The sequence below is a fragment of the Psychrobacter sp. K31L genome (assembly GCF_017942195.1).
GTDB lineage: Bacteria > Pseudomonadota > Gammaproteobacteria > Pseudomonadales > Moraxellaceae > Psychrobacter > Psychrobacter glaciei.
Map to the genome: position 1 here is coordinate 450,490 of NZ_JAGKSC010000003.1, position 22,051 is coordinate 472,540.

Below are 22,051 nucleotides of genomic sequence, written 5' to 3' on the forward strand. Positions count from 1 at the left end.
TCGGTATATCGTTTTTTATTGCATTACATTGCAATAAATCATACTTTACTGCCTGCATAAAACAAGTTATCCATGCTTACCTGCCTAGCGCACATAACTGCGCATTTACAAAAACGGTGCATAGTGACCGTATTTTTCTGCATTTTGCTACAAAGCAATGATTGTATGCCTATTATAAATCCATAAAATAGTAACCAACTGAGAGACTTGCTATCTATTGAGACTTTTAATCTGATTTTTTTATTTTAACTATTTATTTATAAGGATGCGTTATGAAAACCACACCAACCGCTGAAAAACTACCAAATACCATCGATCCTAGCTTAGATTTGGAAACAGTCAAAAAAGAGTGCCAAAAGCTGGTCAAAAAACGCGCCAAATATTCTGCCGGTGTCGCCATCATTCCTGTGCCATTTTTTGATGTCGCTGTGGATGCGGGCATGCTTACCCAACTATTACCAGAAATCAGTGAACGCTTTGGCTTGATTGAAGGACGTCAATCAGCAGTTGACCTAGAGTCACGCGCGATTCATTGGGGCGCTCTAAAAGATCGTACTGTCGATTTTGCAGGATTAATGGCGACGCGCGGTATCGTCAAAAAGACCGTACAAGGCTTCGGCGGTCGTATCGCTGCCAAGCAAGTGACGAAATTCATCCCGTTAGGTGGCCAAATGGTTGCTGCTACGATGGGCTATATGATTTTCAAAAAAATCGCGAATGATCATATCGAAGAGTGTTATAAATTGGCAAAAGACATTCAGCAAAAGCAACACGGTAAGAATGTCTAACTCTGTTAAACAATAGAGAATAACTCTATAAAGCAAAACCAGCTAAGACGTATTGTCTTAGCTGGTTTTTTTGTGCTTAGCTACGCATATGCATATATAGGTTTAATTTCTCAATTTAATGACAGCCTTTTTCATAATACATTTCTAACTCAGAATACTCTATATCACTAATTATAATAATGTTATCTGCATAAGGACGATACTTTCTAAACTAACTTTTATAGTGGATTTACTACATAAATACTCCATGTAAATTCCATCTCTCTTATCTATAAAACTCGTTAAAGTAAGATGAATTTTATACATAGATTATTACATGCCACATTTTAGAATAGATGGTTATGAGTTCACGTCAACATTGATTCTGCTGTTGGGTTGCATCATGCTTTTCATCGCCAGTATTTCTGCAGCATTTAATGATAGTTTTGATGAATTTTCGTATAAACACATCACTATCTGGTTATTTATCGTGGGTAGTTTACTGATGATTATTGGATACATTGGTTATAAAGCCTATGCGTATTATCATCCTTATGCATGGCTGGATTAACAGAGTGAATCCTCTAAAATCAGATACGGTATAGTTGATGGTGTCATTAACAGGTTTTGCTGATAAAATACGATCTACTTGTAGAAAACACGTTTCGCCTAGCAAATATCCATTGCTACCAATGTCAGTTTTTATCAAACAGACACTTTAAAACCAATCAAGACATTAAAGGACTATCCCATGAAAAAAATCTTAATCTCAACGGCTATGCTTGCTACTTTTGCCCTAGCGGGTTGCACAACGACTGACGGTATGAATACTAATGCTGGCACTGCGATTGGCACAGCAAATAATATCGGTATGAACGTATTTAAAGCAGCGGTTGATAATCAGTGCCGTAGTCAGATTGAAAATCAAAGCGCTTGGCGCATTGCCAGTGTAGCCATGACTGACACGCAAGAAGAAGCCATAAAAAGCAATGTCTGTGGCTGTGTCAGTGAGCAAGCCCCGCAGCAAGTGACCCTTGTTGAATTGGGTAATGCAGCGATAGACACACAGTATCGCACACAGTTGGTAACCAGAGTCGTCGCCAAATCTCTACAAACGTGTTATGCAAGTTTCACCAAATAAACTTTTAATAAGTAGCCAAATACATTTTTGACAATGTATTTTCGACATTGATATTAATATTGATACAAGCTGGGTTAGCGATTGCTTAACCCAGCCTACTCGTATAAATTAGGTGTAAATGAAATTCACTTTATATCAAGGATGATAGATGAAAAGACGTGAGTTTATAAAACTAGGCGGTCAGGTGACCGTAGCAGGTACTTTGTTGACCCAGCTAAGTGCTTGCTCATCAGACGATGACTCCACCAATTCGAATACCTTAGATAAGGTAGACGATTTAGGTTATCAAGGTGCAGCACCTTTCGTACACGGTATCGCCAGCGGTGACCCTTTGCATGATCGAGTGATACTGTGGACACGAATCACCAATGACGGCAGTATCAGTGCCACTAGCATTCCAGTCGGATATGTCATCGCGACAGATCCAGAGCTCAAAAACATTGTCGCTAGCGGCAGAGCATTAGCCACCTCAGAGTCTGACTTTACGGTTAAAGTCGACCCAAAACTTCCCCAACCTAATACCACTTACTATTACGCTTTTGAAGCTTTAGGCTATACATCCCCTATCGGTCGCACGCGCACGATACCCAATGCAGACTTGCCAGCCAGCGAAGTAGATCGCGTGCGCTTAGCAGTGGTTTCCTGCTCTAATTATGGCTATGGATACTTTAATGGCTATGCAGATATCTCTAAACAAGCAGATATATCAGCCGTATTGCATTTAGGTGACTATATTTATGAGTATCCAGAGGGGTTTTATCGCGATCAATCCTTAATAGAAGAGCGTCCGATAGACCCAAAGAATGAAATCATTAGCTTAGAAGATTATCGTCGTCGCTACGCCTGCTATCGCACTGATATTGACTTACAAGAATGTCATCGCCAACATCCCTTTATTGCTGTTTGGGACGATCATGAGATCGCAGACAACTCATGGAAGGGTGGCGCTAGGTTCCATACTGACAGTAAAGGCAGCTATATAGAGCGCAAAATGTCAGCGGTTCGCGCCTATCACGAGTGGATGCCTATCCGTGACGATAGTAGCAACGAGCTCGACAGTCAGCTGCGGATTTATCGACGCTTTGAGTTTGGTAAGTTGTTTGATCTAAATATGCTAGACACGCGTATATTTGGCCGTGAAAAGCTAGATGCGGCAGCCAGTAATGAGCCTGAGCGTCAACTGCTAGGACTTGAGCAAGAAAACTGGCTCTATCTAAATATGCTAGAGGGAAAGCGCCGCGATGCGACATGGCAAATACTGGGACAACAAGTCATTTTAGCGCCGTTCAAAGGTGCATCTGCGACCAACTCTGGAGATATTTGGAATGGCTACGCCAGTGCGCGCGATCGTCTGCTCAATTTTATTGAAGACAACAATATCGATAACACCGTCGTGCTGACTGGCGATTACCATGCTTCCTTCGCTTTTGATGTCTGTAAAAACCCATTTGATGCTAGCAGCTACAACCCAAATACTGGTGCAGGGTCGCTGGCTGTCGAGTTCGTTTGCCCTGCTCTGACGTCCCTTGCCTTCCCTGAAAATAACAATGGACCAGAGGCTAATCCCCATCAGAAGTTTAACAATCAAACCGATCATGGATATATGCTACTCGATATCACCGAGCAGGCCTGCCAATGCGACTGGTATTATACGGATACACTGACTGAGCGCGATGACAGCACTCGCTTTGCCAAAGGGCTGTACACCCAGACGAAGACCAATCACTTGGTTGAAGGCAGTCAATCTCGTCCTATCACCAACGTCTCTGCTTTAGCTGCTGCAAATAAAGCCGTCGGGATGAAAATATAAGTATCGTTAAGTGCTACAGATATCTAAAGCATTAAAGTAATGTTCGTTGAGAATACAAAACAACAAAAAGGGTGCGTTATAAATAACGCACCCTTTTTATTGCTGAGCCTTTGTACCATCCACTCCTCTCAGCTTAGAACTTTGGCTTAGAACTTTGGCTTAGAACTTGTTTTTGTCAACTGGACTCTGTGACAGAGCTGCTGCAAAAGGCAGTATTTTACTGCGACTAAAATACTTAGAAGAGCCATCGATAATCTTGTCTACTTCTTTGATCAAATCATTAATAACGTCATCATAAACACCATGATATAGTTCGGTTTCGAATGCCGTAAAGGGATGCTTACGCGATGCCGAGCTGACCTCTGTCACGCCTTGCTTACTATAAAAAATATCGACTCGACCATCACTGTTGAGTACACAATTTAATAATCCGTCCTCCAGCTCCATCTCTACTCGCTCAGGCATAAAAATATAATCGTCTACATTGATGAGTTTTTTTTCTACTTCTCTTTTAAAAAATGATTTGATATCAAACATGGATATATCCCTGACCTCAATTATAATATACGTTAGCACGCCTGACTTTATGACCATCACTCAGCATTCATTTGCATGCTTGGTAGGTCGTGCTTTGTTAATGTATCCTATAAGATAGAGGGCTATTTTTTAAGACAGGAAATGTAAAACTGCGTGTGCGGTTGGTAATAGTGAGACGGTACATAGATTTAAAACCTGAGCCAGCATAAAAAATGTCCATTACATCGAATCAACTAAACTCCTCCAAGTAACTATTGTCTATAGTTGATATGGTTAAGCTTATATAAGCTAACCAGGAAAGCTAATAACAAAAAATTGCCATAAAAAAAGTCAGCCACCTAAGTGACTGACTTCATTTAAAATATTTGGTGGAGAGGTCGGAAACTAAACTATAGTTATAAGTATTTGATAATAAAACATATTAATATTTTTAAAATAGACGATACCAACCATAATACCAACAATCGTTTTTTATTTTTCTGTTATTCAGTGCCTACCTTATCAACTAAAGATTATTTTGTAATTGATTGTATTATTAAAGTTCTGCTGAAAGTGCTAGCAACTTAGAAATATTATTTCTTACTTGCAAATTTCTTGCATGGGGTTAAATCGCTCTAAACACTATAGCTATGTTTGGGTGCCTATGTAATGCCTACACGATGGGCACCATGCCCACCAGTACCGATAACCGCCATAGTTACATTGAGTCTTTAATAGCTCGATGTTATAGCGGTATACCTTGAGCTCATTGCCATGCTGTGGGCTTTGTAGCTGTTACGGTAGGCTTTAATGCTTAGATGTATATAGTCGCTCAATGTGCGCATGGTCGCTATCTCTAAATGTTATCTAAATCATTAGGTGATTTTACTTTGTCCTATCTTAGCTTAATTATTTCGTGCTCTTTTTATGGACATCAAAAACTATCTCAAACTTGCCAAGGTTAGAATAACTTGTGTATCAATTTATACTCACTTTCACGACAATCTTGCTTTTTCTATTCCTTTTCACAAGTTATTAATATCAACAGTGCAGCTATTAATTGATGGCTTACCCTTTGTTGTCTTGCGTGCATACCATACGATAAATATCTTTCCTCTGCCCAAATCAACCACAAAAGGCTGACCACCATCAGTACTATAAATTGGGCTTACTCTTTTTCTAATTGACCATGTTTTGCCATTGTCTGTACTTCTAAAGATGGTTATACCTGTCGTATCGTTGCCATAAACTATATCGCCTGATCCACCTGCGTAACCTGATTTGCCTGTTCGATCACCTGTGATTAGAATCATCGATCCATCATCTAGTTTAGTCAAATTTGGTTGACGGCCATTGATAAGCTTAGGGTCTAAAGCTGTAGGAATTGACCACGTATTACCATTATTGGTAGAAATTGAGCTATAAAGATTATTATTCTTGCCCTTATCTTCACGAATATAAGCAATCCAGTTGTTTGAATGTGTGTTGACAATGTCAGCCTCACTAAACTGCCTACCTGCTGTCGCGGGAGCTATGACACTCTTAAATCTCCATGTAATACCACCATCTAATGACTCAAGCAACGCGGTTTGCCAAGTTTTAGCGTTATAACCAGTACGATAGAGCCTAGCCCCTGCATTCTTAGGTGTTGACCAGATAGAATACCCATCAGCTTTACTCGTAGTTGTTGCTTTAACTAAACCTGCATTTTTTCTCAAGTTCCAAACTTTCAAATCAACCGATTTCCCCTCGCTTAGTAAATCAGCTATTAGGCTAAAATCATAAGTTTGGTCGTCATTGATAAAAAAATCTTTGAGTCTAAATGTATCACCGCCGTCATCTGATCTAAACATAACCTGTTTATCTGATTTTGCGTGCGCAGTACCAGTGCTAAAAATACCGACAATACTGTTGCCTATTTTGGTTGCGTAAGGAAATGCATCGTAATTCTCGTTGTAGATAATTTTACTGCGATAGCTATTTGAGCCTAAGTGTGACGCATCATTAAAACTTACGCACAAATCTTGATTTTTTTCATCTGCTAAAACTGTCATTGATGAAAACCCAAGAAATAGTACTATTAGCAACTTACTTAGCAAGATAACACCTCATTGTTTAAGCGATAGAATATTTTATCATCTACTGTTGAAAGCATATTGTTTATAATTGATATCGCTTACTTATTTCATGCTCTTTTTATGGACTCGCAAAAAGTCCCATTTTATGGACTCCAAGTATTATTTTAATTACCCTCTAAGATGTCCGAAAACTAGCCAGCATTGGTATAAGCTGCACCTGTGTGCGTACTGTGCCCATAACCCTAACGTGTGTAATAACCTCCCTCGTTACTTGTCGCAAAACTACCCCTTTTTATGGACTCTAAAAACTCCTTTGTACGTGCGCGTACTGTTCGCAAAAGTCCCTTGTAATTAGTGCTTGCTTCGCGCGTGTGCGTACTGTTCCATAAACTCTTTTTTAACCCTGCTTACGATGTCCGAAAATTGCCCCTTTTATGGACTCCGAAAACTAAATAACCCCAAACTTAGGGGTATCTATTCCAGCATTACGCGGTGTGTGATTTGGTTTTGAATGTGAGGTTTTATGAGGTTTTACTATGTGAGGGTTCAGGTTTTATTAGGTTCTCAATGTTAGCATTTGTCAGCAATAACAGGTTTTGACAGGTTCTAGCCTTGTGGTGATCTTGGGGTAGTCAGTGCTGACAATGTTAACAAATGACAACATGCAAGGTGGTGCAAATTGATTTTGAATGTACGGTTTTGACAGGTTCACTACTTCGTATTTTCATTTTGAATGTTGGGTTTTGTCAGGTTCTAAGATGTCCGAAAACCTAGGGGAAACCTTAGGGTATCTTTACACTATAAAAAAGGTTTGTCTGTCTAATGAGCACCAATTATTTAATTTTAAACCTTAACATTTATTAACATGCTGCCAGTGCTCAAACTGATCTCACGATAAACATTTATAAACATCAAGCACAAAAAAAGGCAGACGCTAAACGCCCACCTTAGATTATTTTTGTCTGCATCTACTTTTTTGCTTGGGACACTTGGGACAACGCCCGTACTTACTGGCTTTCAGCTGTCCCAGCCCTTTTTTAGCCTTTGGGACACTTAGGACAGATTAACAAATTGAGCTATTTTGTCCCAGCTGTCCCAGTGGTGTTTTAACGCTTGGGACAGGTTCTAGCCCTTGCGGTGTATGGTTTGTCCCAGTTGTCCCAGTGCTTTTTGTAGTTTCACAACTTAATATCTCACTTTTGACCGCATAAACACGTTGACGGTTCTTTTTGAATGGTAAAGGCACTTTGCACGTTTTACGGTCATTCTCAGTCACATTCATGAAGTTAGCTTCATCTAACACTTGTAATACTTTGCTTTTGTTAAATGGTGAACAGACTTCATCAAAGGTACTGGTAGAGAAATAGTATTCCCCTGTGTCGTAATTGTGATAGCCAACACGGTTATTGATTTTAGGTTCAAAGTCTTGGTATGTGTGAATATGGCAAGGCTGAAAACGACTTGATCCGTGCTGTTCAATAAATGCTTTGATATGATCTATGATTTGGCGTTGTTCATGTTCACCATCACGCCCGTAGTTATCAAGCCAATTATCTAAGCACGTCATCACGGCTGTTGTTGCTTGTCCTGTTTGCCACCCTGTTATACCTGCCTGTGTTGCCAGCTCACCAGCTGCGCTTACGATAGCGAACCGTTTAGCCACTCTATGCGCTTGTGCTGTCAGGTCGCTATACTTACTCATAAAGTCACTGACAAGCTGCCCAGCGTTGGTGGTGATCGCTGCCTTGTCATTGGTGATATGTTCTAGCCATGCAATGCCAGCTGATCCATAGTAAGCGTGTGACAGCTCTTTGATCCTATCGGCTTGTGCTTCGCTTGTTTTTGCCAGTACCAAACTATCAAAGGTCTTTAACCCTTTGCCAGCATCAGCGTCTATATGCGCGACTCGAACCTCAATACCTGCATTGGTTTTTTGCCCTGCTTGCGCCATGAAGTTTTGTAGTGACTCCTCACCATTGGATAAAAAGATAATGCGCCATGTCTTAGCAATGCGATTGTGCCCTGTGGTAGTGCTTCTACCTTTACCTTGACCATTAGCCAGCATGTAAACGGTTTTACCTACTATTTTGGGATCACATTCGCTGATCTCATCAAGTGGTAAAAAACTGTCGTTGTGTTCACTTGCTGTGCCCTCTAGCGCGTTGTCAGTGCTGCGCCATGTCTTAACATACCTGTCAGGGTTACCCCATACACTAGCAGCCAATTTAAGCGATAATGACTTGCCCATGCTTGATGAGCCTAAGAGGTGGAAACCGCCCCCGTCATATTCTAATAGTTCCAGTAATTGACCAGCGAACGCGCAAGCAATAGAGAAAACAAAACGGCTTTGTTCGGCTAGTGGTTTGCATAAGTTATCACGCCACTGGGCTAGTTCCCCTTGCTGGGCTAGTGTGCTGTTAATGCTGTTTGCAGACTGATAGACAATAAGCTGCTTACCATCGCTGCCTATGGCTCTGTCAGGTAATATATATTGCTTATCGTGCCAGCCCAACTTATCCACGCATAACGCCCGTTTGTGAATAGGGTAGTTTTGAATATAGGTATCTAAGTAATTGCGCTGCTTGCCATTGGTGGTAATGTTCAAGCCTTGACTAGCAAGCTCTTTGCGGTATTCCCTTGCATCACCTTGCAGTAGTGATAGCGGCATTGACCACGTATGCAATACACCATCATCGTCACGCCATTGCAATAACCGCCCCCATGTACCGCTGCTTGTGTCCCGTGTCTTAGCGATAACCTCTATCGGTGAACAAACAAACGCCTTAGACTTAAAAATAATGTTTGTCGGGTCATCATCGTTGTACTTCACAAAAAACAACCCATCGTGATAGAGCTCAAAACGCCCATCACTATAGATCATTGGTTCATTCAGCTGTGGATCATCGCGCCATTCAGGATAGTAGGCAGTATCTTGTAAATTGATTAGCTGGGTGTCACTGTCTGCCAGTATCGCTTCATAGCTATCATTTTGTAGCATGGTGACGATATGAGCCACCGTAACCAATGCTTGCGCCTTTACACCTGCCAATAGGTTTATCAAGCCCTTATCATCAAGTGTCATAGGTACAGTTACTTGTGATCCACTGCTCCAGTGCTGCACCATCTTTTTAAGGCATTGTTTTGTTTTTTGAGGGCTAATGATGATCGTCTTATCACTGCCAATCAGGTGCATATAAACATCAATACCGCTATCAAGGTCATTAAAGGCTATCACCTCATTAGCTTTGTTTGGCTCACCAATGACGATAGCGCCATAACCTGTAGGATCAATGACAAGGGGTTTTGCTTTGCTGTTTGGTGTGTAGAATACCGCGCCTACTGTATCGTGTTGGCTGTGGGTTCGGTTTTGCCAATTTGTTCACCATAATATATAGTAGTGTTGTCTGTAGAAAATAGCAGCCGTTCAGGTTCTACCATGCTGCATAACTTGGTTAGAAATAGATCTCCTGCCAGCTGTTCCTCTGTAGCTGGCTTGCAACCTTGTAAGAGAGTATGAGCGCCCATGTTGTCCGCATGGGCTTTTTCATGACTGTTTGTTGGTGTGGTGGTCATTTATTACCCCCTGCTTTTGACTGGTTAGGCTTGCGCTGCTCTCTGTACTTCTTGTAGTAGCTTTTGCGCTTGGCGTGTTTACGGCTCTGCTTTGATGGGTAGGTTCTCACTGGCTGCCCTCCTTGCCGTAACAAGTCATTACTAGGGTTTCGATAACCTCACGCTGTATTAAGGGTGTGACAATAGACAAGCCGTCATCATGCGAGCCGTTAAAGGCTTGATGCGCTAGTTTGCTGTTGGTAGTGGTTTGAGTGTTTGAGGTAGTACGAATTGAATTAGGCATGATGATGCCCTCCTTGCGTTGTTTTTTGAGTATGTGTCACGCTATACGGTAAAAGTATAGGGTGACGGGTCTTACTCTCGGTCACGCAAGCAACCGCCCTGCATATTCGCCCAAAGGCTATTTTATTTTGCAGCGTCAACCCGTCATAGTCTGCTAGCAAGTAATTTGCTATAGATATGATGGTTTGCCCCCTTGATGCGCTCAGGTGCGCTTGTGGGGCAGTGTCTGTCTGTTTGGTTGAGGATTGAGAGTCCATACCAATGACAGGCACAAAAAAAGCCAAAGGTTTACGGATTGGCTGTCCGCTTGCGTGTTTTTTTAAGAGATCTATATAGTAACCATTGTTGGTATTTGTTGCAATCTGTTTTGCTTGTACTGGCTGGCAAGTGATTAACGATATAAACAAGCCAATGATTGCCACCCATGCAATAAAGGTAATAAATCTCAATAGTAAGCCAATTTTACCTACCTGTTTGCGATTGTGTGCCCCGTGGTGGGCTTTTAGATTGGTTCTGTTATCGTTGGTCATTTCGTACGTCCTCCACGTTGAAAAGGCTGGGCTGCATCTGCTTTAAGGTACTATTAATATTTTTCTGTATTTGTGGCTTGATCTGTTTACCACCAACGCAAAGGAAACGCCCTGCGCTAGTGAGTCCATCATCAACTACCTTTAAATCATGGCATAAGTCATTGAGTCGCTGGCTAAGTTGTTTTTGCTGATTAGATATTGAGTCAAAGGCACGTATAACGAGTAGTTGAAAACATGGGCTAATCCACATTGCATAACTATAGACAAGCTCACGGCATACAAATGTGCCTTGCTGTTCTGAGTCACCACCTTGAATAACCTTGTAAGCTGTTGAATTTGTTCCGTTACTCATATCTGAGCAACGCTCTATTTCGTCAATCAAGCCTTTCGTGTTTTCTAATCGCATGAAGTTTTCTGGCTTATGTTTTTGGCTTTTACCACTTACTCTCTGTAGGTCGTTGAGTGAATAAAGCCCGTCTTTCATACCTATTTTGCTGTCATGAACGTCTGCATAGCTCCATGCGGTCATCGTTGGTGATAGCTTTCTGCCAGCTGGGAAACGTCCGTCTTTTGACCATTCAAAAAGTGTGGTCTTAGAGAATGGTAGGAAAGGTAGGATATCTTTAGCCCTGCCCATGCCAGTAGTAGGCAGTTGCATAGCTGGACTGTTTGCGTTGGTTGGTTCGGTATCGTGAGAGGTGTTATCAGTAAAAGGAATTACTGGTGTGTTTTGGGTTGGGTGTGTCATATTCATATCTCCATGTCAGCTGTAGCGGTGTGCTACGGCTTTCAACATGGTTCTATGGTATGTGTTGACAGAGGGGTCAGATAAGGACATATGACGGTCATATAACCCTAAAACATGATGATATGACCCTATTTTTTGAGATCTATGTCTAATTGATGAACCCTTTCTAGCCAGTTAGCTACAAAGTTTCTAGTAACTGGTGATTTGTGACTCCGTGATGCTGCTACAATTTGGTCATTTGCTACACCCTTACCTTTGGGTGATGATAAATCATACCTATGTTCTTTCAAAATAGCGTAAAGCATATGAGTAACTTTTGCTTGTGAATTGGGTGCTAACTCTTTGTCATCAGCCGACTTGTCTGCTAAGTCAGCTTTGGCTTTATTAAGCTGCTCAATGAGGTTAGCTTTTTCAATGTTCACTTTCTCAAGCTGTGCTTTGAGTTCTTTTATCTCGTTTTTATCTTGCTTGTAAGTATTTCTAGCAGTAAACAATCTAGCGTTGAGGTCGCTATTCTCAGCTTGGGCGGTTTCTAGTTTTGTGAGTAATTCGCTGTCTTGTGCTGTAGGCTTATAGCCGACATAAACGGTATCAAGTGAGGCTATGTAGCTGTCCAGTTCTTGCTTTGAAAACCTGATTTCATCAAAGCCAATGCAGCTAAATTTACTCCTATTGTTTTTATGGTCATCAAAAGGCTGGGGTTTGCTCTCAAACAAAGCCAAGCCGTTGCTGTAATTTATATTTGTGTCGTCCTGCCTCTCAAGTAACCTATGAATTCGTATCTCGTTGCCAACTTCGCAAGACGGTACTGTTAGGTAGTCGTCTTGATTGCTAATTTGCTCCACTAATAATCTATAGGTGAAATAGCCTGTCATCATTTTAAACTTTGAGTTTGAGTTGGTACTATTACTAATATATAGCTCGCCCAGTGGGCCTTTGAATAGCGGGCAAACAAAGCCACTAAAATAAAAACACGGCGTTATTTTTTTCTTTCTTGCCAAGTCCCTTATCTTGTCATAACCACAAGACAACCCAGCTCTATTGTTAAGATTGGCCATTACCTCATCTAGTGTTAGGTAGTCATCATCAATATTTTTTTGATATGGGTTGAGAAAGTCATTACTGCCCTCTTTAAAGATACCGTGCTTGATGATTGGTTCAAATGCCATTACATCGGCTTTTTGATAGTAAGTTATATTTGCGTCATTGCCCAAGCCTAAAATATGCCCGTTGTACTCCTCAAAAGTATAACTTTCGTCCATGTATAACAGTGGCATGTGATCGTCAATATTATGGGCATCAAGATATTTAACCACCTCATCAGGTACGCTATTGGTCGCATTTCCCAGCACGTTTATAACGTCTGCCACTAGAATATAATCGTTCTTTCTAGCCTCTAATTCATCAATTAAAACACTCATATCCACACCCCTACACCCTTTAATCAAAATAGGTGCAAGGCAGCGACAGCATAAGGGTGTGTAAATAGCTGTCGTTCGGGTAATTAGTCCTAGCCTTGCATAGTTGATGCTAAGCCTTAGCCTAGCTTTTGTGTTTGCGCTTTAAAGTCTGCACGGATTAGATTATCCAGCTTGCCAGCATAAGCATCATCAATGAAGTTTGCCCACTGGTGCATCATGTCTATTCTGTATGGTAGGTGCTGTGCCCCGTTATAGGCTGCGCTTATTTTGTTTTCTCTGTCATGTGCCAGCTGTAGCTCTATTGCTTCGTGCATAAATTCTTTTTCATGCAGTGTGGTACTGGCAAGCCCACGGAATCCGTGCCCCGTCATTTTGCCTTTATAACCCATATTCCATAGGGCATTAATAAATGCGCTTTGGCTGTATGGCTTACGGGTTGAGGTATTAAAGAAAACGTACTTATACGAAAAACCCAGCTCTTTGATCTGTTCTAGTATCCCCATTGCTTGCGGTGCTAGTGGCACAATGTGCAAACGCTTGGCTTTCATTTTGTCGGCTGGTATGCGCCATAAGCCGTGTTTGTAGTCAATCTCTGACCACTCCATAAAGCGTAATTCATTGGTACGCACAAACGTATAGCATAGAAACCATAAGCCCAGCTTCACCAGTACATCACCTTGATAAGCATTGATGTCTGTTAGTAGCTTTGGCAGTTGCTGGCTAGTAATGCGGTGGTGGTTAGTCGTTTTGTGTGGCTTGATGGCTTCGGCTAGGTCTGTGGCTGGGTTATGTGTGGCTAGTCCATTACGTATCGCATGTTTGAATATCTGCCCTACTTCTCTAATAGTACGCCTTGCCATTTCATTAGCGCCACGGCTTTCTACTGCTTTGCCAATGGCTAATATATCAGGCGCGGTTATATCGTTGATGTTCTTTTGACCAATAGAGGGCTTAACATCACGCATGTAGGCGGAATAGTTACGGGTAAAGGTGCTTTCTGCTAGGTAGGTTTTGCGTTCTGCATACCATGACTGGGCTATGTTATCGAAAATATTTGAACCATCTTGGCTGACTTGCTGCTCTTTTTTATGATCTTTGGGGTTCACACCATCAGCTATTAAGCGTTTGATCTCAATATTGCGCTGCCTTGCGTTCTGCAAGCTCATAATTGGATAAGTGCCAATAGTGAGGGTTTGCTGTTTACCTTGCCAGCGATAGGCGCTGATCCATGACTTAACGCCAGTGTAACGCACCCATAATTGCAGCCCGTTACCGTCACTATGTTTGTCAGGTCGCTTTGTATCAATCGAGGTGCTACTGGGCTGTAGCTTATTGATGACGGTATGAGTTAAGGGCATTGGGCTATCCTTTGTTGGTATTGAGAGCGTGTATAAACTCTAATACCAACAATAATACCAACATTCTATATGGTTCGCCATACCCCTAAGAGGTAATGAAAACCCAAAAAACGCCCAAAATAAAGGGCTAACAGTCTATGACGGTCAGCCCTTTATCGTTGTTTGGTGGAGATGGCGGGAGTTGAACCCGCGTCCGCCAGCATTACGCTCATGAATCTACATGTTTAGTTTCTGTCTTTAATTTTAGTCTGCACCGATCCGACAGTCAGGATGGATTAGCCGATTCTCTACTTTTGAACCCAAGCGATTGAGACAATCCCTTGTGGCGAGCCTACATGCGGACGCTTCAACTTAGTTGACCAACTGTAGGTGATCAGCAACTTAGTAAGCAGGGTCTAAACCAAGTAAACTGGGTTTATGCTGCTAGAGCGTAATTTTCGTCGTTTGCGACTATAACAATATATGTTGGATTAACGAGAGGACATATACTCTCGACATGCATCATTGAGTTTCATCACCAGCGTCGAAGCCAGAACATCCCCAATAAGGTCGAGTATTATATAGGAATTAAGTGCCAACTTTCAACCTATAAAATACCCTCATTACATTACGTTACAGCTCAATTCTCTAAGCCAATACTTTATTTAACCATTTACCAATATTTTGAATTTGTGGCATACATACTTGATGTGCCATCGGATAGGTATTATAAGACACATTATAATCTTTTGCTGATAAAAGCTGCTGCGCTTGCTCGCCTAAGACCACAGGAACAACTGGGTCGTGAGTACCATGCTCAATCAATATTGGCATGTCTTTATTAGCAGCACTATAACTAATGTTGTCATTGGTTGCTAAATACGTAGAGAGCGTCATCAGGCCAGCCAAGCGCTTCGGATAGCCGAGTGCCACATGATAAGCCACTGCCCCGCCCTGCGAAAATCCTGCAATCACAATATGCTCAGGAGCAACACCGCGTTCCATCTCGCGGCTGATCAAATCATTGATCTGTTGGGCAGACTCTTCAATTTGAGCCACATCGATTTTGCGCTCAAGGCTCATCTCTAAAATATCGTACCAAGCAGGCATCACCATGCCGCCATTCACGGTCACTGGGCGCTTAGGCGCATGTGGGAAAACAAAGCGTACAGCCATATCATCAGCTAAGCCTAGCTGCGGTACCACAGGCTCAAAGTCATGACCACTGGCACCTAAGCCATGAAGCCAAATGACAGCACGGTTGATGGTTTTTTGGCTAGGGTTATGCTCAACGATAACAGCGTCTAAATAGTCAGTCATACCTGATCCTTAATATATTTTTGATAGCTTAATTTTGATGATGGAGAGTGAAATACTTTTGTAACAATTGTTTGCCTGTCATTATCTTTTAAAGATTATCAGGTAACGTAAAGGACGGGTCAATGACCGCAATATTGTACTTATTATTTTTCACTTTTTGTAGGGACAGTTTACATGACAATGTTAGATAATTCAGTGGCGACGCTCAATCAACTCAAAAAAACGCCATTTAAAACCGTTAAGACGGTCAGTATAGCCATAGCACTAGGGGCTACTTGCACCCTATCAATGGCAGCAGACGATATACGCAATACCACATTGACTCAAACATCCAACCAGACCATTAAGCCATCACTAAAACAACTACCAAAAAGCTTGCCTGCTAAGCCTCAAGCCTATACCTATGGTGTGCGGCCCTTTTACTTGGTCAATGACATGGATGCAGGACCATTAAAAGACGAGCTGATGGCTTGTAGTGCGCAAACGCCTAGCAAAACGAACTTTTCTATCGCGCATCGCGGTGCACCGCTGCAATTACCTGAACACACTTATGACAGCTATGTTGCCTCAGCGCAAATGGGCGCAGGTATCTTGGAATGTGACGTGGCTTTTACCAATGACAGTGAGCTGGTCTGCCGCCATGCACAAGACGATCTGCATACCACTACTAATATCCTTGCTACCCCGCTGGCCAAACAGTGCACCGTGCCGCCAATTACAGATGCAAATGGTGTGCTGACCAATGCCGACAGTATTGAATGCCGTACCTCAGACATTAGCGCAAGTGAATTCAAAACCCTCACAGGGAAAATGGATGCCGCGAATAAAAAAGCGACCAGTATCGATGAATATATGAATGCGACTGCGCCTTGGCGAACAGACTTGTACTCACAAAATGGCAAGGTATTGACTTTGAAAGAGCATATCGCATTGGCACGCCAACTGGGTATGAAGCACACACCTGAGCTAAAAGCGCCTGCCGTGACCATGCCGTTCAATGGTTACCGTTTAGACGATTACCGCCAGCAGCTCATAGAGACTTATAAGGCAGCGGGTGTGCCTGCAAACGATGTATTTGCGCAGTCATTCAATATAGAAGACCTTGATTACTGGATAAAAAATGAGCCAGCTTATGGTGCCAATGCCGTTTATCTCATCGATGACAGTAATGAAACCGCTAAAAACAAGACGTTTGATAAAGATGATGCGACGACATGGAAGCACTCCTTGGCTGATATCAAAGCCCGTGGCATTAACATCATTGCGCCAGCACTTTGGCTATTAGTCACAACGGATGACAATGGAAAAATGATACCGTCAGCCTATGCAAAACAAGCAAAAGCCAATGACCTAAAAATCATTACGTGGTCAATAGAGCGTTCAGGTCCACTGGCAAATGGCGGTGACTGGTATTATAGTGGTCTTGGCAAGGCTATCAATAATGATGGTGATATGATGAATTATATCGATGTGTTGGCACAAGACGTCGGTGTCCAAGGTATCTTTTCAGATTGGCCTGCTACAGTGAGTTATTATGCCAACTGCAAAGGCTTAAAATAGGTTAATCCAACTCCTTTTTCTTATCTAAGTGTCTAATATTAATACACACCCAATACCAGCTTAATTATTGTTGAGCTGGTTTTTTATTTTCCATTGGTTGTATCAGCATCATTAAATAATAGACCATTTGCTTAGGGCGTGTCCTCAATCTGAACAAAACCTTTTAAATGGGTTAAAAAAGGCTATATTCTCGCCACTTTTCGAAAATTTATAGACAATATGTTCATATTCTCTGCAAAATTTCCATCGATTGGCAAAAATCTATCTCTTTTTATTTCCATTTTCAAAATGAGGACATGCCCTAATACCCTGCTTTTCCATCAAGTTTTCACACTGTTTGGATAGTGGTAGCAAGAGCAGGCTGCTGTTTTGTGCTACGATAATTTACTAAAATTATAAAACGATATAGAAACTATGACCCATATTTTACTGGTGGAAGATGACCCTGCTATTGCGATGTCACTCAAAGTTACTTGCAAACGTGAAGGCTGGAAAATCACTTGGCTAGACAATGCGAGCAGCGTGTTACCAATGCTTCATAGCCTTGAGGCGCAAGATCTATCGGCGATTATTTTGGATGTTGGCTTGCCAGATGGTGATGGTCTCAGCCTCTGCCAACAAATACGACACACCCCTGATATCGATGGCTTAAAAGACATCCCTATCGTATTTTTGACGGCTCGTAGCGACGAGGTTGATAGGATTTTGGGTTTAGAGATGGGCGGTGATGATTATTGTGCCAAGCCTTTTAGCCCACGCGAGTTGGTTGCCCGTCTAAAAGCCATTTGGCGACGTGAGCAATTACTGTCTAAGCAATCTGCTACTCATACCACAGCCACCGATAATACAACTAACCGTGCTTCTTCAAATAGTATGTCAGGACAAGCATTGACGTTTGAATGTCAATCTGGCGTTTGGCATTACCAACCGCTCAATTACTCCTTGATGTGGCAAGAGCAAAAGCTGGAGCTCAGCAATACCGAGCGCAAAATTTTGCTGACATTATTGCAAGCACCCAATCAAGTCTTTAGCCGTGAGCAATTACTCAGCGCTGTGAGCGACTACCCTGACCATCGCTTAGCCAGAACCATAGACAGTCATATTAAGTCCATTCGTAAGCAGCTGGCCACTGTCGACGCGAGCATTGAGGTCATTCATACTCATCGTGGATTGGGTTACGCATTATGTCCCGCTTAGTCATAATTAACTATAGTCAGGTCAATATAAAAAAGAGACAGCGTGACTGGTATAAATTTTTCGTAGCCTCTGTCTGCGTAGGCACAGCAAGCAAGAAAAGTTTGTGCCAGTCACGCATCATCATGTCGTGTACCCATTTCATTTAGTATCGACTATATAGCCATATTTTGATTAAAACCGACCTTCTATAACGTCAAATAGCATACCTAAAAATATGAATCATAAAACCAGTAATAGCGTTAATAGCCACCCTAATACTCATATTAATAACAAGGCTGACAATAGCACTGATGCCAGCCAAAGCAATTGGTATGCAAAACTGCATCCCATTGGCACCGCGCAGCAAACGACTAAACCAAAACGACTGCTGAATTTGAGTATTTTTTTTAGGATTTGGCTCGCGTTGGCGTTGGTGTTGATTATCTGCGGTGTGGTCGCATTTACTCAGCTGTTTGGTTATGTCAAACCGACGGCGCAGCAAGTCATCGAAGACACGTTATTAGATACCAGCAAATTGCTGGCGGCAAGTTTACAGATGCCACTGTCTTCAGGGCAGCTATACGATGATGCCTATCAAAGAAGACTTGATGCGGCATTTATTGGCATGCCAGTAATTGGCGAAACTCAAGAGCCAGAGTATAAAAACAAAAATTATAGCAGCTTTCGGATATACGTAACGGATGATAAAGGCGTCGTCATATACGACTCTCTGCCTGAAATCGACAATGATGAAGGACGAGATTATAGTCGCTGGAACGATGTTTATTTAACGTTAAAAGGTCAATATGGTGCTAGAAGTACGACACGAGACCATAGTCAGCGCGATGGCACAGTCATGTATGTGGCGCAGCCGATAAAAAATAACGCTGGCAACCTGATTGGTATCGTCAGCGTCGGCAAGCCTGTCGCGAGCGTGTTGCCTTATTTGGACAATACGCGCAATCGCATGCTTATCACAGCACTGCTCATGAGTATTGCTGCCCTTATATTAGCAGGACTGGTCGCATGGTGGCTTAAGCAAAGCATCACCTTGGTTACCCAATATACCAGTGCGCTGGCAGAGGATACCAAAAAGCCCTATTTTTACTTAGGTCATGAGCTTAACAGCTTAACAAATACCATCGAATCCATGAAGCATCGGTTGGAAAATCGTGCCTATGTCACCGACTATGTCCATACCCTCACCCATGAGCTCAAAAGCCCCTTAACCGCTATCCGCGCCAGCAGTGAGTTGCTAGAAGACGACGGGCTTGATGAGGAAGACCGACAGATGCTCATTCAATCCATTGGTGAACAGAGTATCAAAATGCAGCAATTAATTGACCGTTTGCTATTACTTGCCAAGGTTGAACAACCGAGCTTTAAGCTAAATCGGCAGCTGACGCCTCTATTACCATTACTGCAAACCCTTGCAAAAGACAATACCGCTAAATTGCAACAGCAGCACCTAGCGCCTATCGACATCTATCTGGATGATAAACGGGTTACTGAAACAGCGACTTTATCGCCAGATATCTTGGCAAATACCAGCGTTTTCGCTGACCAGTTTTGGTTGGTACAGGTGCTGCAAAACGTATTAGATAACGCCATCCACTTTGCCGATAGCACAGTCGCTATTTATTTGCACAGCACCGCGCAAAACGATTCTGCGCAAACTGTGACTATTGATATCTTTAATAATGGTAAATTATTACCTGAGTATGCCGTTGGTAAAGCGTTTGACCGTTATTTCAGTTTATCGCACCAGAGTCAATCTACTGATACTACATCAGAGCCTCTATCAACATTTTCAACAGAGAAAAGTTCAACTGCCGATACTGAGCAAACACAGCCTAGCATGTCTGGTAATACGCCAAAAAAAGGGACGGGCCTTGGCTTAACCCTTGTGAAGCAAGTAATCGAACATCATGGCGGTCAGGTTGCTATTAAGAATATTCAAGCAAATAGTGATGACAGTAGTAGCAATATCAATGAAAGCAATGAAAGCAATGAAAGCAATGAAAGCAAGTCTACTATTACGCAGTATTCAGGCGTGATGGTCAGTATTACCTTGCCTTTAGCTAAAGAATAAATGTTTGGCTAAAATAGACGCGCTCACTTTCTATACTCAAAAATAAAATGATTAATAACGACAATTCATTCAATTTCCATCGTTCCTACACAGGTTTTCTATCTGCTTGTTTTACGATAGCGTTATTCAAATTCGTTATCAAAACTAAGGATAGAAATACTATGAAAAAATCTACTAACCAAAACCAAATGATAAAAAATTGCTTAGGCTACAATCGTCAGCATTGCGCACAGACTTTATCGAACCAAGGCATCGATAGTATCGAATTCGGCCATTGGTTGGCCATTCCCAGTCAACAATTACTTTTGGTGTTTCGCCATCAGCAGTGTGTGGCGGTTGATGATTATCAAGTAGCTGCTTAGCACTATTATTAAGGCTACGAAAAACTCATCCCAGTCGCACTGTATCTGTTTCAAAGTGAATCCACTTTATTAAGGTCTGTTGAATCACTCATTTTTAATCTTCCACAAAAAAACCCTTGGTTATTTCTAATAAAATTATCAGAAACAATCAAAGGCTTAAATCTCTAGGATATAATTCGAAAAGCTACCCTAAGTAATCGACTCTACTGGCTGCATCACATCCGCGTTTTGACCGCGATGACGCAGATAGTGATCCAATAAAACAATGGCTAGCATGGCTTCTGCAATGGGCGTGGCACGTACCCCAACGCAAGGGTCATGACGACCTTTGGTGAGCATATCAACCGACTCGCCTTGCGTATTGATACTCTTGCCAGCCGTCGTAATACTAGAAGTTGGCTTAAGTGCAATACTGACACGGATATCTTGTCCTGATGAGATACCACCTAAGATGCCACCCGCATGATTGGCAGTAAAGCCATCTGGCGTCAGCTCATCACGAGAGCTATGACCAAACTGCCCTGCGACTGCCATACCATCACCGACCTCAACGCCTTTGACCGCATTGATACTCATCATAGCATGAGCGATATCTGCATCGAGACGATCAAATACTGGCTCACCCAATCCAACTGGTACGCCACTGGCGATAATCTCTAAACGTGCGCCACAGCTAGTGCCTTCACGGCGTAGGTTATCTATCAAAGTCTCAAAGCGACTGACAGCATCGGCATCCGCACAAAAGAACGGGTTACCATTTACAAAGTCCCAATCGATTTTGCTAGGTTCTAGGATATTGCTGTATTCATTGCCAATTTGCGTGATATGACCACGGACTTGCACACCCAAGCGTTCTTGTAGATATTTCTTAGCAATAGCACCTGCCGCCACACGCATCGCAGTCTCACGCGCCGAAGAGCGCCCGCCACCACGATAATCACGAAAACCATACTTCATACTATAAGTATAATCGGCGTGACCGGGACGGAAGGTATCTTTAATCTCGCTATAGTCTTTGGATTTTTGATTGGTATTACGAATCAGCAGGCCAATAGACGTGCCAGTTGTCTTACCCTCAAACACACCAGAGATAATCTCAACTTCGTCAGACTCGCGGCGCTGGGTCGAGTACTTAGACGTACCCGGTTTACGGCGATCTAGATCAATCTGCAAATCTTCTGCGGATAATGCTAAACCCGGTGGTACGCCATCGACGATTGCCATGAGACCAGCACCATGCGACTCACCGCACGTGGTAACCGTAAAAACTTGCCCAATACTATTGCCTGCCATATTTATCCTTAAACAAGTAAACGCAACTTATGCTAATTTGACCCA

At 42.3% G+C, this 22,051-nt stretch carries 19 protein-coding genes and 1 other RNA gene; 8 read left to right on the forward strand and 12 right to left on the reverse strand.

Features of this window, described 5'->3' with window-relative positions:
* Window positions 1–272: 272 nt before the first annotated feature.
* From J5X94_RS07345 to J5X94_RS07360, 4 genes are all read left to right on the forward strand, one after another.
* Entirely contained in the window at window positions 273–788 is a 516-nt protein-coding gene (locus J5X94_RS07345; RefSeq protein WP_010199475.1) for a hypothetical protein, read from the forward strand.
* Between the two features lie 316 nt (window positions 789–1,104).
* Window positions 1,105–1,338 (forward strand): hypothetical protein, encoded by a 234-nt coding sequence (locus J5X94_RS07350; RefSeq protein WP_210540778.1) that lies wholly within the window; start codon window positions 1,105–1,107, stop codon window positions 1,336–1,338.
* 180 nt (window positions 1,339–1,518) lie between these two features.
* Window positions 1,519–1,908: a hypothetical protein gene (locus tag J5X94_RS07355; protein ID WP_201591689.1), complete on the forward strand. Its 390-nt coding sequence runs from the start codon at window positions 1,519–1,521 to the stop codon at window positions 1,906–1,908.
* A 148-nt stretch (window positions 1,909–2,056) separates the two neighbouring features.
* Complete coding sequence (locus J5X94_RS07360) at window positions 2,057–3,718, forward strand: alkaline phosphatase D family protein (protein ID WP_210540779.1); 1,662 nt, start codon at window positions 2,057–2,059, stop codon at window positions 3,716–3,718.
* A 159-nt stretch (window positions 3,719–3,877) separates the two neighbouring features.
* Here the strand turns inward: J5X94_RS07360 and J5X94_RS07365 are convergent, their stop codons facing one another.
* From J5X94_RS07365 to J5X94_RS07415, 11 genes are all read right to left on the reverse strand, one after another.
* Window positions 3,878–4,255 (reverse strand): hypothetical protein, encoded by a 378-nt coding sequence (locus J5X94_RS07365; protein ID WP_189584386.1) that lies wholly within the window; start codon window positions 4,253–4,255, stop codon window positions 3,878–3,880.
* A 1,004-nt stretch (window positions 4,256–5,259) separates the two neighbouring features.
* Window positions 5,260–6,288: a sialidase family protein gene (locus J5X94_RS07370; protein WP_210540780.1), complete on the reverse strand. Its 1,029-nt coding sequence runs from the start codon at window positions 6,286–6,288 to the stop codon at window positions 5,260–5,262.
* Window positions 6,289–7,375: 1,087 nt separating this feature from the next.
* Window positions 7,376–9,547: a DUF927 domain-containing protein gene (locus J5X94_RS07375; RefSeq protein ID WP_210540781.1), complete on the reverse strand. Its 2,172-nt coding sequence runs from the start codon at window positions 9,545–9,547 to the stop codon at window positions 7,376–7,378.
* A 101-nt stretch (window positions 9,548–9,648) separates the two neighbouring features.
* The gene (locus J5X94_RS07380; RefSeq protein ID WP_210540782.1) at window positions 9,649–9,885 is read right to left on the reverse strand and encodes a hypothetical protein; all 237 of its coding nucleotides are present in this window, start codon (window positions 9,883–9,885) and stop codon (window positions 9,649–9,651) included.
* Window positions 9,886–9,991: 106 nt separating this feature from the next.
* Window positions 9,992–10,168, reverse strand: coding sequence for a hypothetical protein (locus J5X94_RS07385; protein ID WP_210540783.1), 177 nt, complete (start codon window positions 10,166–10,168; stop codon window positions 9,992–9,994).
* Window positions 10,161–10,697: a hypothetical protein gene (locus J5X94_RS07390; protein WP_210540784.1), complete on the reverse strand. Its 537-nt coding sequence runs from the start codon at window positions 10,695–10,697 to the stop codon at window positions 10,161–10,163. Before J5X94_RS07390 ends, J5X94_RS07385 begins: the two co-directional genes overlap by 8 nt.
* On the reverse strand, window positions 10,684–11,445 hold the full coding sequence (locus tag J5X94_RS07395) for a KilA-N domain-containing protein (protein WP_210540785.1): 762 nt from the start codon (window positions 11,443–11,445) through the stop codon (window positions 10,684–10,686). Before J5X94_RS07395 ends, J5X94_RS07390 begins: the two co-directional genes overlap by 14 nt.
* 128 nt (window positions 11,446–11,573) lie before the next feature.
* Window positions 11,574–12,866, reverse strand: coding sequence for a coiled-coil domain-containing protein (locus J5X94_RS07400; RefSeq protein WP_210540786.1), 1,293 nt, complete (start codon window positions 12,864–12,866; stop codon window positions 11,574–11,576).
* A gap of 116 nt (window positions 12,867–12,982) precedes the next feature.
* Window positions 12,983–14,224, reverse strand: a complete 1,242-nt coding sequence (locus J5X94_RS07405) for a tyrosine-type recombinase/integrase (RefSeq protein WP_210540787.1) — start codon at window positions 14,222–14,224, stop codon at window positions 12,983–12,985.
* A gap of 163 nt (window positions 14,225–14,387) precedes the next feature.
* Window positions 14,388–14,766, reverse strand: a transfer-messenger RNA (tmRNA) gene (gene ssrA, locus J5X94_RS07410).
* A gap of 85 nt (window positions 14,767–14,851) precedes the next feature.
* Entirely contained in the window at window positions 14,852–15,523 is a 672-nt protein-coding gene (locus tag J5X94_RS07415; RefSeq protein ID WP_210540788.1) for an alpha/beta hydrolase, read from the reverse strand.
* A 174-nt stretch (window positions 15,524–15,697) separates the two neighbouring features.
* Here J5X94_RS07415 and J5X94_RS07420 point away from each other — a divergent pair, with 174 nt between their 5' ends.
* From J5X94_RS07420 to J5X94_RS07435, 4 genes are all read left to right on the forward strand, one after another.
* The gene (locus J5X94_RS07420; protein WP_210540789.1) at window positions 15,698–17,083 is read left to right on the forward strand and encodes a glycerophosphodiester phosphodiesterase family protein; all 1,386 of its coding nucleotides are present in this window, start codon (window positions 15,698–15,700) and stop codon (window positions 17,081–17,083) included.
* Window positions 17,084–17,497: 414 nt separating this feature from the next.
* On the forward strand, window positions 17,498–18,280 hold the full coding sequence (locus J5X94_RS07425) for a response regulator (RefSeq protein WP_194620128.1): 783 nt from the start codon (window positions 17,498–17,500) through the stop codon (window positions 18,278–18,280).
* 214 nt (window positions 18,281–18,494) lie between these two features.
* Window positions 18,495–20,351, forward strand: coding sequence for a two-component system sensor histidine kinase CreC (creC, locus tag J5X94_RS07430; protein ID WP_210540790.1), 1,857 nt, complete (start codon window positions 18,495–18,497; stop codon window positions 20,349–20,351).
* A 161-nt stretch (window positions 20,352–20,512) separates the two neighbouring features.
* Window positions 20,513–20,713 (forward strand): hypothetical protein, encoded by a 201-nt coding sequence (locus J5X94_RS07435; protein ID WP_010199444.1) that lies wholly within the window; start codon window positions 20,513–20,515, stop codon window positions 20,711–20,713.
* Window positions 20,714–20,902: 189 nt separating this feature from the next.
* On the opposite strand, the gene aroC is transcribed toward J5X94_RS07435, so the two are convergent.
* The gene (gene aroC, locus J5X94_RS07440) at window positions 20,903–22,006 is read right to left on the reverse strand and encodes a chorismate synthase (RefSeq protein WP_210540791.1); all 1,104 of its coding nucleotides are present in this window, start codon (window positions 22,004–22,006) and stop codon (window positions 20,903–20,905) included.
* Window positions 22,007–22,051: the final 45 nt, after the last annotated feature.

Coding starts and splice junctions, on each gene's coding strand:
- J5X94_RS07345 (WP_010199475.1), top strand. CDS start 273: ATGAAAACCACACCAACCGCTGAAAAACTACCAAATACCATCGATCCT.
- J5X94_RS07350 (WP_210540778.1), top strand. CDS start 1,105: ATGCCACATTTTAGAATAGATGGTTATGAGTTCACGTCAACATTGATT.
- J5X94_RS07355 (WP_201591689.1), top strand. CDS start 1,519: ATGAAAAAAATCTTAATCTCAACGGCTATGCTTGCTACTTTTGCCCTA.
- J5X94_RS07360 (WP_210540779.1), top strand. CDS start 2,057: ATGAAAAGACGTGAGTTTATAAAACTAGGCGGTCAGGTGACCGTAGCA.
- J5X94_RS07365 (WP_189584386.1), bottom strand. CDS start 4,255: ATGTTTGATATCAAATCATTTTTTAAAAGAGAAGTAGAAAAAAAACTC.
- J5X94_RS07370 (WP_210540780.1), bottom strand. CDS start 6,288: ATGACAGTTTTAGCAGATGAAAAAAATCAAGATTTGTGCGTAAGTTTT.
- J5X94_RS07380 (WP_210540782.1), bottom strand. CDS start 9,885: ATGACCACCACACCAACAAACAGTCATGAAAAAGCCCATGCGGACAAC.
- J5X94_RS07385 (WP_210540783.1), bottom strand. CDS start 10,168: ATGCCTAATTCAATTCGTACTACCTCAAACACTCAAACCACTACCAAC.
- J5X94_RS07390 (WP_210540784.1), bottom strand. CDS start 10,697: ATGACCAACGATAACAGAACCAATCTAAAAGCCCACCACGGGGCACAC.
- J5X94_RS07395 (WP_210540785.1), bottom strand. CDS start 11,445: ATGACACACCCAACCCAAAACACACCAGTAATTCCTTTTACTGATAAC.
- J5X94_RS07400 (WP_210540786.1), bottom strand. CDS start 12,866: ATGAGTGTTTTAATTGATGAATTAGAGGCTAGAAAGAACGATTATATT.
- J5X94_RS07405 (WP_210540787.1), bottom strand. CDS start 14,224: ATGCCCTTAACTCATACCGTCATCAATAAGCTACAGCCCAGTAGCACC.
- J5X94_RS07415 (WP_210540788.1), bottom strand. CDS start 15,523: ATGACTGACTATTTAGACGCTGTTATCGTTGAGCATAACCCTAGCCAA.
- J5X94_RS07420 (WP_210540789.1), top strand. CDS start 15,698: ATGACAATGTTAGATAATTCAGTGGCGACGCTCAATCAACTCAAAAAA.
- J5X94_RS07425 (WP_194620128.1), top strand. CDS start 17,498: ATGACCCATATTTTACTGGTGGAAGATGACCCTGCTATTGCGATGTCA.
- creC (WP_210540790.1), top strand. CDS start 18,495: ATGAATCATAAAACCAGTAATAGCGTTAATAGCCACCCTAATACTCAT.
- J5X94_RS07435 (WP_010199444.1), top strand. CDS start 20,513: ATGAAAAAATCTACTAACCAAAACCAAATGATAAAAAATTGCTTAGGC.
- aroC (WP_210540791.1), bottom strand. CDS start 22,006: ATGGCAGGCAATAGTATTGGGCAAGTTTTTACGGTTACCACGTGCGGT.